Annotated in this window: 10 protein-coding genes; 6 read left to right on the forward strand and 4 right to left on the reverse strand. The window is 65.8% G+C overall.

All coding sequences use genetic code 11. The annotated features are described in order from the left end of the window. The first annotated feature begins 69 nt into the window (after nucleotides 1-69). The gene (locus M0209_RS12640) at nucleotides 70-1,086 is read left to right on the forward strand and encodes a hypothetical protein (RefSeq protein WP_258888620.1); all 1,017 of its coding nucleotides are present in this window, start codon (nucleotides 70-72) and stop codon (nucleotides 1,084-1,086) included. A gap of 97 nt (nucleotides 1,087-1,183) precedes the next feature. Here M0209_RS12640 and M0209_RS12645 read toward each other — a convergent pair whose 3' ends face one another. Further along, nucleotides 1,184-4,168 carry a TonB-dependent receptor domain-containing protein gene (locus M0209_RS12645; protein ID WP_258888621.1) on the reverse strand — a complete coding sequence of 995 codons (2,985 nt, stop codon included), beginning with the start codon at nucleotides 4,166-4,168 and terminating at the stop codon, nucleotides 1,184-1,186. Between the two features lie 251 nt (nucleotides 4,169-4,419). Here M0209_RS12645 and M0209_RS12650 point away from each other — a divergent pair, with 251 nt between their 5' ends. Continuing rightward, nucleotides 4,420-4,956: a hypothetical protein gene (locus tag M0209_RS12650; protein ID WP_258888622.1), complete on the forward strand. Its 537-nt coding sequence runs from the start codon at nucleotides 4,420-4,422 to the stop codon at nucleotides 4,954-4,956. Nucleotides 4,957-4,981: 25 nt separating this feature from the next. On the opposite strand, the gene M0209_RS12655 is transcribed toward M0209_RS12650, so the two are convergent. Genes M0209_RS12655 through xseA form a run of 3 tightly spaced genes read right to left on the reverse strand, consistent with a single transcriptional unit; the run spans nucleotide 4,982 to nucleotide 7,563 of the window. Further along, a complete protein-coding gene (locus tag M0209_RS12655) occupies nucleotides 4,982-5,893 on the reverse strand; it encodes a M23 family metallopeptidase (RefSeq protein WP_258888623.1) in 912 nt (303 codons plus the stop codon). Then, nucleotides 5,890-6,087 (reverse strand): DUF2093 domain-containing protein, encoded by a 198-nt coding sequence (locus M0209_RS12660; RefSeq protein WP_258888624.1) that lies wholly within the window; start codon nucleotides 6,085-6,087, stop codon nucleotides 5,890-5,892. The genes M0209_RS12655 and M0209_RS12660 overlap by 4 nt, the downstream gene beginning before the upstream one ends. A gap of 33 nt (nucleotides 6,088-6,120) precedes the next feature. Beyond that, nucleotides 6,121-7,563 carry an exodeoxyribonuclease VII large subunit gene (gene xseA, locus M0209_RS12665; protein ID WP_258888625.1) on the reverse strand — a complete coding sequence of 481 codons (1,443 nt, stop codon included), beginning with the start codon at nucleotides 7,561-7,563 and terminating at the stop codon, nucleotides 6,121-6,123. Here xseA and purD point away from each other — a divergent pair. The 4 genes from purD to M0209_RS12685 all read left to right on the forward strand — a co-directional run bounded on the left by purD (nucleotide 7,562) and on the right by M0209_RS12685 (nucleotide 11,135). Next, nucleotides 7,562-8,836, forward strand: a complete 1,275-nt coding sequence (gene purD, locus M0209_RS12670; RefSeq protein WP_258888626.1) for a phosphoribosylamine--glycine ligase — start codon at nucleotides 7,562-7,564, stop codon at nucleotides 8,834-8,836. The genes xseA and purD overlap by 2 nt on opposite strands. Before the next feature lie 125 nt (nucleotides 8,837-8,961). Further along, nucleotides 8,962-9,282 carry a BON domain-containing protein gene (locus M0209_RS12675; protein WP_258888627.1) on the forward strand — a complete coding sequence of 107 codons (321 nt, stop codon included), beginning with the start codon at nucleotides 8,962-8,964 and terminating at the stop codon, nucleotides 9,280-9,282. Between the two features lie 192 nt (nucleotides 9,283-9,474). After that, nucleotides 9,475-9,963 (forward strand): helix-hairpin-helix domain-containing protein, encoded by a 489-nt coding sequence (locus tag M0209_RS12680; RefSeq protein ID WP_258888628.1) that lies wholly within the window; start codon nucleotides 9,475-9,477, stop codon nucleotides 9,961-9,963. Nucleotides 9,964-9,995: 32 nt separating this feature from the next. Further along, entirely contained in the window at nucleotides 9,996-11,135 is a 1,140-nt protein-coding gene (locus M0209_RS12685) for a murein hydrolase activator EnvC (protein ID WP_258888629.1), read from the forward strand. Nucleotides 11,136-11,149: the final 14 nt, after the last annotated feature.

An 11,149-nucleotide genomic window follows, 5' to 3' on the forward strand; every position in this document is an offset into this window, starting at 1 on the left:
CAAAACACAATGACGGGGCGCGCGCAAGGCGGCGTGGACGCTCGGTGCGGTTGCTGTTACGCCCGACACATGACGACGCCCCCGGCCCGCGCCGTGCTTGCGCCCGAATGGCTGGCGCATCGCTATGACGAAACCCATGACGCGATCCACATGATCGAAGTACCGCGCGCGGTGCGACGGCGAGAGCCGTTCCTCGTCGACGCCCATCTGACGGCAGCCTCGACCCCGACCGTGTTGTCGCGCGGCGACGTGCTTTCAGCCGCCCTGCACCCTGCGCCGCTGCACTTCATCTTTCATTCCGCCTATTGCTGTTCGACCCTGCTGGCGAATGCGTTCGACCGGCCCGGGCTGGCGTCTTCGCTGAAAGAGCCGCAGCTGCTGGCCGACATGGTCGGCTGGCGGCACCGGGGCGGCGATCAGCATGCCATCGGCAGAATGCTCGACCAGTCGCTGACGCTGCTTGCGCGTCCGTTCGAGGCGGGCGAGGCCATGATCGTCAAGCCATCGAACGTGGTCAACGGTCTGGCCCAGGCAATGATGAACATCCGGCCGGATGCGAAGGCGGTGCTGCTCTACGCACCGCTGCGCGGGTTCCTCGCCTCGATCGCGCGCAAGGGGATGTGGGGGCGGCTGTGGGTGCGCGAGTTGCTGGCCAAGCAACTGGCCGACGGCACGGTCGATCTCGGCTTCAACCCCCGCGACTATCTGCTCCATACCGACTTGCAGGCTGCCGCCGTCGGATGGCTCGCGCAGAAGAAGCTGTTTCAGACGATGGCGACGCGCTGGCCCGACCGCGTGCGAACGCTCGACAGCGACGTGCTGGTGGCGCGGCCGCACGCCGCGTTGCGTGCCAGTGCCGCGTTGTTCGGCCTCGATCTCGACGACGCAACCACGGATGCCATTGTTGCCGACGTCTTTGCGCGCAATGCCAAGGACGGCACCGTTTTCGCTGAGGGCCAGCGCGGCAGCGACCGTGCGGCGGGCGAAGCGGTCCACGGCGAGGAGATCGAAAAGGTCGCGATCTGGGCCGACGTCGTGGCGCGCGACGCGGGCATCGCAGCGGAACTGCCTGCACCACTGATTTAACGTAAGTTACTCCCTAGCGTAGCGCAGGGGAGGAGTTCGACAAAAAAGGGCGGCCCCGAAGGACCGCCCTATCTTGTCTTTCGACTGACCCGAAGGATCAGAAGCGGACGTTAACCGTCGCGGCGAACCGGCGACCGATCGGGTCGTAGGTCGACGGGAAGGTGTTGCCCGAGTTCTGGCCGGTGGTGCCAGCAGCCGAACCGACGACCGGCGGCGCCTTGTTCAGGATGTTGAAGGCGGTGAGCGTGAGCTGCAGTTCCTTCGTGATCGAGAAGCGCGCCGACAGATCGAAGTAATCGAACGCCGGGATCTGGTTGAAGTTGGCAGTCTGGCCCGCAAGCGGCGACGGTCCGGAGATCGTGCCGTTGAACAGGTTGCGGCTGGTCGCCGTGAACCCGCGCGCGGCGAAATCGTCGGCCTGGCCTTCGTACTTCATGGCCCCGATGTGACGCCACAGCACCGACAGATCGACATCCGGGAAGCCGAAGGTCACGCGCTGCGTCCAGCTCCACTTGGGCTGAAGCGCACCGTTCTGCGACGAGCAGTTGGCGCTGTAGTAACCGACGCACTCACGGTTGAAGCCGGTCGGCGACGCACGGAACTGGGCGGTACGCGTCCAGTTGCCGTTCAAGTCGTAGTTGAACTTGAACACGTCGAAATCGTGACGCCAGCCCAGCTTGAAGTCGATACCTGCCGTCGCCAGACGACCGGCATTGGTCAACGGAGTCGGCAGACCCAGGATCGGGTTGGTCGCGGTCGAGGTGCCCGACAGACGACCGTTCACCACGTTACGACGAATGCCCGTGCACGCCGCCGAGGTCGCCGATGCCGCCGTGATGGTGTTGAAGCACGCACCGAGCACATCCGACGAGGTCGCAGACGTGATCGCGTCGTTCACCCGCACGTCGTAATAATCGATCGAGAAGGTTAGGTTCGGAATCACGTCCTGCGGCTGGATGACCAAGCCGACGGTGAAGGTGTCGGCCTTTTCCGGGTTCAGGTTCGGGTTACCACCGCCGGTGGCATTGGCCTGGCCCGCGCTCGGGTTCTGGATGAGCCCGATCTGCGCCGCCGTTGCACCCTGAGCGATACAAACCGCCGTCAGGTTCGCGTTACCGACCGGTGCCGTACCTGCGCACGGATCGACGAGCAGGCTGGTCAGCCCGGTCGAAGCCGGAACGAACAATTCGCCGATGTTGGCGGCACGAACCGCGCGGCTGTAGGTTCCGCGGAACTTCAGCGCACTGATCGGCGCCCAGGTCACGCCGACCTTGTAGGTGGTGGCACCTTTCGACAGCGCGCCGGCAATGTCGGTCTTGGAACTCGAATAGCGCGCGCCCGCCTGAAGCGTTAGCTCGTCGAAGAAGGGCTGATCCTTGGCAATCGGCACCGCCAGTTCGCCGAACACTTCCTTGGTAGCATAGCCACCCGAGAACGCGGTCACAGCACCACCGGCACCGCCGAGTTCGCCCGGGATAGCCGCAAGGTTATCGGGCGCACGCGTCGCCGAATATTTGCGATATTCGCCGCCGACCGCGAACGACACCGGTTCCGATGCCGACGGGATGGTGAAACCGAAGTCGCCCGACAGCACGCCGTTGACCTGCGCCAGAGTCGAGCGGTTTGCGACGCTGCTGGTCACGCCGCCGACAAAGGCGTTCATCGCCGAAGAGATGCTGCCCGCCGGACCGAAGATGTTGAGCGGGACGCAGCCGTTCGCCGTGCTGGTGCACGCCGTCGTACTGGTCGCCAGCAATGCCTGCTGCACGCGCGAGTTGGCGTAATAGCCGCCACGCGTTTCGATATTCTCGCTCTCGCCATACGAACCCGAGAAGTCGAACTTCAGCGTGTCGGTGATGTTGAAGCGCGCACCGGCTGTGTAATCGAACACGGTGGTCACATAGGTGCTGATACGCGGTCCGAGTTCGACGGCACGACGGTAAACGCCGCCGAGGCTGAGCGTGGTTGCCGCATTGCACAGCGCGACGGTTGCGAAACCGTTAGCGGCGCAGACCTGATCCTTGATCGTGCCGGTCAGATACGGGTTGGTCGGGTTGATGTTCAGCACGTTGCCGAAGATGCCCGACGGCGCGATGATCGACTGCGTGGTGTTCTTTGAGAACATCGCGCGGCTGTAAACCTCGATCGAATCCGAGATTTCGTAGCGCGCCGCCGCATAGGCGTTGTAGCGACGGAACGGCGTCTGGAAGATGTTGTACGGGTTGAAGTTGAAACCGTTGTAGAACGGCACCAGCGCGGTACCGGCGGCGTTGATCTGGATGTCGCCGTCGCTGCCGGGGACAACCGTCGCATAGCGCGTGTCCGAAAGCACGGTCGGCGTCGAGGTGAACGACGAACCCGACGCAACGCCCGAGGTCGACGAGATACCGAAGATCGAAACGGGGCGGTCGCCCTGATAAATCGGGTCGGTTTCGATATAACCGATGCCGAGGACCGCGTTGCCGCGACCGTCGTCGAAATTGGCCCCCATCGTCAGGTCGACGCGGAGCGTGTTGCCGTCGCCCTTTGCCGAAATCTGCTCCGAGGCCTGCGCGGCGAAACCGGCGAAGTCACGCTTGGTGATGAAGTTGACGACACCCGCGATGGCGTCGGCACCATAGGTGCTCGATGCGCCGCCGGTCAGAACCTCGACGCGGTCGACGAGGGCGAGCGGGATGTTGTTCAGATCGACCGTGCCGTTGAAGTTGGCCGGAACCGTGCGACGACCATCGAGCAGGATGAGGTTACGGTTCGAACCGAGACCGCGAAGGTTCAGCGTCGAACCCGACGACGACTGGCCGTTGTTGACCTGCTGGCCGTTGCCCGGAATGACGCCCGGAATTTCGCGCAGGATCTGTTCGGCGGTGTTGGTCTGGCGGAGCTGAAGCTCTTCGCTGCCCACGGCCGTGATCGGCGACGACGAAGCGATGTTGGGGTTGGCGATCAGCGTGCCGGTGACGATGATCGTGTCTTCCTCGGCAGCAGCCGGGGCGGGCGTCTGCGCGAAGGCAGGTGCCGAAGCGAGCGAACCCGCGATGATGGTCGTCGCCAGCAGATTGCGGCGGAGAGCCTTGGTAACCATGTGGTTGTATCCCCTAGTTTCGGTGGCTTTCGCCGCCGTTTGAAACCTTTGCGTGTTACGTTTCCGGACACGGAAACGGGCGGAATCCTCCCGCCAGATGGGCGGCGTCTAGGAGAATCGCGCCCCTGATTGCAACGCCGCACTGGGGCGCGACGCCCGTTTGATGCCCGATTGTTGTATTTGTGACACAGGTTTGTCATCCCGCCTGCCGCGCCGCATGATGCGGGTCGAGTTTGCGGAGAGAAGTTTCGATGATGCGTTTCCTGCTGCCCACCTGCGCCGTCCTGATTGCTGTGCCTGCCATCGGGGCCGCACCAACTCCGCCCGTTCCCGCCGCCAAACCGGTGACCGCTTTGCAGTCCTGTCGCGCGGTGACGGATGCTGCCGCGCGGCTGGCGTGCTACGACCGTGCGGTCGATGCGCTGTCGGCGGCCACCGCCAGCGGCGATGTCGTCGTCGTCGAGCGCACCGAAGTGCGAAAGGCGCGCAAGGGGCTGTTCGGCTTCACCCTGCCGCGGATCGGCTTCCTGACCGGCAAGGCCGACAATGCCGAAGATACGGCGGACGCGAAAGAACTGGCCACAGTCGTCACCGCAGGGCGGTCGATCGGCAACGGAAAATGGCGGTTTACCGTCGAGGGCGGCGCGGTATGGGAGACGGTCGAGGCTAGCTCGGCGTTCAGCGATCCCTTGCCGGGCCGCAAAGTGTTGATCGAAAAAGGCTTGATGGGGGCCTATTTCGCGACCGTCGAAAAGGGGCGACGGGTGCAGGCCAAACGGATCGGCTGAGCGCTGTTGCGGTTCGGCAAGCCCGTTATTGCGGTCCCGCCAGCAACAGCGGGTCGATGCGGCGGTCGAGCCATTTCATGCCCCAGTGAAGGTGCGGACCCGAGGCACGGCCGGTCATGCCGACCGCCCCGACCACCTGCCCCTGCCGCACGCGGTCGCCGACCTTCACGTCATGGCGCGAGAGATGGAGGAAAGCGCTGTTCAGCCCCATGCCATGGTCGATCATCAGGATTTTGCCCTCGAGCGTGAAAGGCTGGGCGGCGGCGAGGGTGACGACACCGTCGGCGGGCGCGACAACCGGTGTGCCGGTCGGGCGCGCGACATCCACACCCGAATGCGGCGCGCCCTTTTCGCCATTGGCATAGACGCGGCTCGACCCGAACAGGCCCGAGATGCGCCCCTTTACCGGCCAGATGAAGCGTTGCCGCCATCCGTCAGCGCCACCGTCGATCCGCCTTGCAGCATTGATCTGGGCGAGTTCGGGCGGTCGCAGTCGCGCGAATTCGGCGGAAGGCTGGGCAAAGCGCGGCAAGCCCGCGATCGTTTCGACCCGCCAGGCGCGCGGCTCGACCTTGAGCGGCAGCTCGACGCCGCGTCCGTCGCGGGCTGTCGCGCGCAGCATCGCGGTAGGGGCGGCGTCGCTGTTGAAGCCGATGATGAACCTGCCATCGGGCGCGACACGCACCGGCTGTCCGTCGAGCGTCAGGTTCAGCGTGCCGGGCGCGAGCTGGCCGAGCATGATGCCGCCCTGCACCGCGACGCCGGTCAGCACGATCGGGCCGCTGCGGACCTCGGGTGTGCGGGGCGGCGGGGCGACATGCATCGGCGGTGGCGCAGGGGCTGCGGCGGCCGTCGCCTCACGCGGCACCGGCGCGATGCAACTGCCCGCCAGCACCGCGACCGAAGCCGCGAACGCGCCCGCGCCGAGCCGCGTCACGCGCTCAGCGCCGCCGTCGAGATCGCAGCGCTGGCATAGGCTTGCTGTTTCGCGACGCTCCAATAGCGCAGATCGTCGAGCAGGATCCGTTCGCCGCTGACCGCGCAAAGGACATGATCGCCCTGCACGAGGACGCGAAAGCCATTGGCCATATAGTGCAGCCGCGCGAGGCGGCCCGAGGGGGACATCAACATCGAACGCCATTTAGCGCCGATGGCATTTTTTCGCTAGAGGAAGCTCGCCTGTTCGGGCGCGGTCCGGGCTGCTCTCGCCGCAGGCCGGGGACCGCCGCCATCGACATGGACATCGATCCGCCCGTCGGCAAAGACCAGCGCCAGCGCCCCTTCCCGGCGTGCGACTCCGGTCGTCGTGACCGAAGCGCCGGTGCGGTTTTCCACCCGGGCATAGCCGCGTTTGAGGACGGCATCGGGGTTGAGCGAATCGGCGATCCGCCACAGCCGGTCGATGCGGTCGCGCGCGTCGGCGAGCGGGCGGGCGACAAGGCGAGGATCGAGACGGACGGCCCGGAGTTGTGCGCCCGACTTCGCGAGCCGCGCGGCAAGCAACGGCGGGCGCAGCGCACCCGAGGCATGGGCGAGGTCGCCGCGCGCGTCGGCCAGCGATTTGGCGAGACCCCGCCTGAGCCGCTCGCCGAGGTCGTCGGTGCGCTGGCGCTGGCTCGCAAGCAGGGTCTCGGCGTCGGGCATCCGTACCGCAACCGCCGCCAGCCGCTCGCCGCCGCGCTCGCGGTAACGGTGAACGATGCGGAGGCTTCGCGTGGCGAGCGCCTCGACATTGGCCAGCAATTCGCGCCGCACCGGCACAGCCATTTCGGCGGCCGCTGTCGGCGTTGGCGCGCGGACATCGGCAGCAAAGTCGCACAATGTGGTATCGGTCTCGTGCCCGACCGCCGAGATGACGGGAATGGTGCAGGCCGCAACAGCGCGCACCACCGCCTCGTCGTTGAAGCTCCATAAATCCTCGACCGATCCGCCGCCGCGCGCAACGATGACCAGATCGGGACGCGGCGCCGGGCCGCCCGCCATATCCGAAAATCCGCGCACAGCGCGGGCGACCTGTTCGGCGGCACCGTTACCTTGCACCAAGACCGGCCAGACGACGACCTGCACCGGGAACCGGTCGGCCAGCCGATGCAGGATGTCACGGATCACCGCGCCGGTCGGCGAGGTAACGACACCGATCACGCGCGGTAGATAGGGCAAGGGTCGTTTGCGGTTTGCATCGAACAGCCCCTCTCCCGCCAGCTTTGCTTTGAGCTTTTCGAGCAGCGCCAGCATCGCGCCTTCGCCGGCCAGCTCCATCCGGTCGATAATGATCTGGTATTTGGAACGCCCCGGGTAGGTGGTCAGCTTGCCGGTCGCGACGACCTCGACCCCGTCGGCCGGCGCGAACGCCAGCCGCGCGGCGGACATTTTCCACATCACGCCGTCGAGCGCCGCGCCATCGTCCTTCAGCGCCATATAGCAATGGCCCGACGCCACCCGCTTCCACCCCGAGATCTCGCCACGGACCCGCACATGGCCGAAGCCGTCCTCGACATGGCGTTTCAGCCTTCCGGACAATTCGGTCACGCTGAACGGCGCGGAATTGTCGCCGGGGCCGCTGTCGGCTAGCAGCGCGCTGTTTTCCAATTCTTGGGGGTCGGGCATGAACATCCTGCTGCTGGGCGGGGGCGGACGCGAACATGCGCTGGCGTGGAAGCTGGCGCAATCGGCGACTTGCGATACGCTCTATGCCGCGCCCGGCAACCCCGGCATCGCGCAGCACGCCGAACTGGTTGCGCTCGACCCGACCGATCACGGGGCCGTCATCGGCTTCTGCCGCAGTCACCTCATCGGACTCGTCGTCGTCGGCCCCGAAGCCCCGCTGGTCGACGGGATCGCCGACAGCCTGAACATGGCAGGCATCCCCTGCTTCGGTCCGAGCTGCGCGGCGGCAAAGCTGGAGGGTTCGAAGGGATTTACCAAGGATTTGTGCGCGGCGGCGAAGATTCCGACCGCGGCCTACGTACGCTACCACGACAAGGAAGCCGCGCGCGCAGGGCTTGCCGGATTCGGCTTGCCGGTCGTCATCAAGGCTGACGGGCTGGCCGCCGGCAAAGGCGTGGTGATCGCCGACACGACCGCCGAAGCCGAAGCCGCGCTCGACGACATGTTCGGCGGCAGCTTCGGCGTGGCGGGCGAGGCCGTTGTGATCGAGGAGTTTCTGACCGGCGAGGAAGTCAGCCTGTTTGCCATTACCGACGGCACGACCGTTATCCCCTTCGGTACGGCGCAGGACCACAAGCGCATCGGCGAAGGCGACACCGGTCCCAATACGGGAGGGATGGGCGCCTATAGCCCGGCAACGGTGCTGACCCCCGAGCTCGAAGCCCGGGCGATGGACGAAATCGTGCGGCCTACGGTGGCGGCAATGGCCGCGCGCGGCACCCCCTTTGTGGGCGTGCTCTTTGCCGGGCTGATGTTGACGGACAAAGGGCCGCAACTGATCGAGTACAACGCCCGCTTCGGCGACCCCGAAACACAAGTATTGCTTCCCCGTTTCACCGGCGATCTTGCCGCCCTGATGCTGGCCGCCGCGACGGGAAAACTGGACGATGTCAGTTCGCTAACATTCGACTCCAACGTAGCGCTTACCGTTGTTCTTGCCGCGCGCGGATATCCTGCAGCTCCGTCATTGGGCGGATCTGTCCTTGGCAGGCTGAGCCCAACCGATGGCACGCTGGTTTTTATGGCAGGTGTTCGGGCGACAACAGAAGGCCTGGTCGCATCCGGGGGGCGCGTCCTGGCGGCCACCGGTACTGGCACATCGCTGAGGGCGGCGCGCGACAACGCTTATGCAGCACTTGCGGAAATCGATTTCATCGACGGCTATTGGCGGACCGATATTGGTTGGCGCGAGCTGGACCGCCAACAATTGTAAATTCTTTCTGTAAGTGTCGGTCCACTTTACATCCAATACGAATAGGTTACTTAGCGCCAATTGTAACGTCGTTTGCAGCGAATGTTAAGATTGGGGCGCATGTGAACCGGCATGATATTATTAAATTGATCGCGGGCTGCTGCCTGACGGTCCTGTTCACGGCGATGGTCTTCGGCCCGATGGGTTCGGGACGCCGTTATGTGGACCAGTTGCAACACCGCGTCCGCACAACTCTCGACGCGCGACAGCTCGACCGTGTCGAGGTCGAAGTCCAGAACGAGCCGGCTATGCGCCGCATCGTGGTGCTATCCGGCCCGCTTGCCGAACGCGACCGGCGGCTGGCCCTCGCCATCTCGCGGAATGTACCCGGTGTTGCCGATGTACGCTGGGCAGCCGACAGCGGTGCGGCTGGTGCCCCTCCGCACGGGTTTTCGGTCGGGTACTGACGATGTCCGGCACGACCAGCTAGTAGGGGGGGCTCCAGCGTGATCTTGGACTTGTGGGTCGAAGTGTTCGGACTTGCGATGGTTGCTTACCTGCTGGGGCTGGCATCTTCGTGGCTGATCTGGAAAATGGGCGAAATGATCGACTGAGCGCGGGTCGTGCGTTCGGTTGTTTCGGGTGTTAATGGGTTTCATATGGTCGATCTGATCTCCGCCTATTGGGTCGTGTTTGCGATCGCTGCCGCAATCGGGGCCGCGACCGGCTTCTGGATCCTGAGTTCGCGTCGCCATGTCGAGCTGCCGCGGATAGAGATCGGCCAGAAAGCAACGCAGACGCTGGCCCGGACCCTGCAACCTTCACCGACCGGCGGTGTCGCGGGCGCTTCCTTTCCGCCGCTCCCTTTCGAGGTCCGGCTCGACCCCGATGTCCATCCCGACGATCTGTTGCAGATCAAGGGGATCGGCCCCAAGCTCGCGCGCATGCTGATCCACATGGGCATTACCCATTACGACCAGATTGCCGCGTGGTCGGCGACGGACATTGCGGCCGTCGACGAGCGGCTGGGCGACTTTGCCGGGCGGGTCGCCCGCGACAATTGGGTCGAGCAGGCCCGGCTGCTGGGTGCGGGCGATATCCCTGCCTATGAGGCCAAGTTCGGCAGACTGATCGGGGCCGCCAGTTGAGAATTGCCCTTGCCGTCGCTCTGTCCGCCCTGATGGCGGCTGGGGTCGTCGCGCAGGATATCGCCACCGAACGCGCCGCACTCGACCGGGCGCAACGCGCCGCCCGCAGCGCCGCCGAGCGCGCCACACGACTCGAATCGGCGGCCAGCGCCGCCAGCGACGAAGCCGCTAAAATCCGCGCTTCTGCTGCCGCCGTCGCCGCCCGCATCCAGTCCGCCGAAGCCGATATCGATACGGCGGAAGCGCGCATTGCCGTGGTCGAGCAGCTGCGCGCCGGCCAGCGCGCGCGGCTTGCGGAAAAGCAGGGGCCGACCGTTCGTCTGGTCGCCGCGTTGCAGACGATGGCACGCAAGCCGCCTGCGCTCGCTCTGGTCCAGCCGGGCTCGATCCGCGACATGGTCCATGTCCATGCCGTTTTCGCCTCGGTTTTGCCCGTCGTCCGCGCCCGCACGGCGGACTTGCGTGCCGACGTCGAACGAGGGCGGCAGCTGCGCCTTGCCGCCGATGCCGCGCTGGCCGAAGAGCGCGGCGCGCAGAACCGCCTGATCGCCCAGCGCCAGCAGCTGGCCGCGCTCGAGGCCCGTAAACGCGCCGAATCGTCGCGCTTTGCCAGCGGCGCGATGGCCGAACAGGACCGCGCCATCGCCATGGGCGAGGAAGCGCGTGACATCGGCGAATTGATGGGGCGGATCGAAGACGCCGACGCGATACGTGCGCGGCTCGAAAGCCTGCCCGGCCCGATCCTGCGTCCGGCACAACCCTCGGCGGCGCGCGCCTTGCCCAGCGATACGGCAGTCGCGAGTACAGCCATTCCGGCCTATCGCCTGCCGGTCGTCGGGCAGGTCGTTACAGGTCTGGGCGAAGTGTCCGACGCCGGGGTTCGGGCGCGCGGCCTGACCATCGCGACACGTGCCGGGGCGCAGGTTGTGGCACCCACCAGCGGGCGCATCGTTTTTGCCGGACCGTTTCGCGGCTATGGCAATATCGTCGTCATCGACCATGGGCTGGGATGGACGACGTTGCTGACCAGCCTTGCCGCGCTCGACGTCAAGGTTGGCGACAGCGTAGATCCGGGCGCGCCCGTCGGCCGCGCCGGCCCCGACCGCCCGACGGTGACGGTCGAGCTGCGCCGTCGCGGGACACCGGTCGATATCGCGAAACTGGCGGGATAGCTTTACGCAGCCCC

Source organism: Sphingomonas sp. SUN039 (assembly GCF_024758725.1).
In the GTDB taxonomy this organism is placed as follows: Bacteria; Pseudomonadota; Alphaproteobacteria; order Sphingomonadales; family Sphingomonadaceae; genus Sphingomonas_O.

Coding starts and splice junctions, on each gene's coding strand:
- M0209_RS12645 (WP_258888621.1), bottom strand. CDS start 4,168: ATGGTTACCAAGGCTCTCCGCCGCAATCTGCTGGCGACGACCATCATC.
- M0209_RS12680 (WP_258888628.1), top strand. CDS start 9,475: ATGGTCGATCTGATCTCCGCCTATTGGGTCGTGTTTGCGATCGCTGCC.
- M0209_RS12660 (WP_258888624.1), bottom strand. CDS start 6,087: ATGTTGATGTCCCCCTCGGGCCGCCTCGCGCGGCTGCACTATATGGCC.
- M0209_RS12685 (WP_258888629.1), top strand. CDS start 9,996: ATGGCGGCTGGGGTCGTCGCGCAGGATATCGCCACCGAACGCGCCGCA.
- M0209_RS12650 (WP_258888622.1), top strand. CDS start 4,420: ATGATGCGTTTCCTGCTGCCCACCTGCGCCGTCCTGATTGCTGTGCCT.
- xseA (WP_258888625.1), bottom strand. CDS start 7,563: ATGCCCGACCCCCAAGAATTGGAAAACAGCGCGCTGCTAGCCGACAGC.
- M0209_RS12640 (WP_258888620.1), top strand. CDS start 70: ATGACGACGCCCCCGGCCCGCGCCGTGCTTGCGCCCGAATGGCTGGCG.
- purD (WP_258888626.1), top strand. CDS start 7,562: ATGAACATCCTGCTGCTGGGCGGGGGCGGACGCGAACATGCGCTGGCG.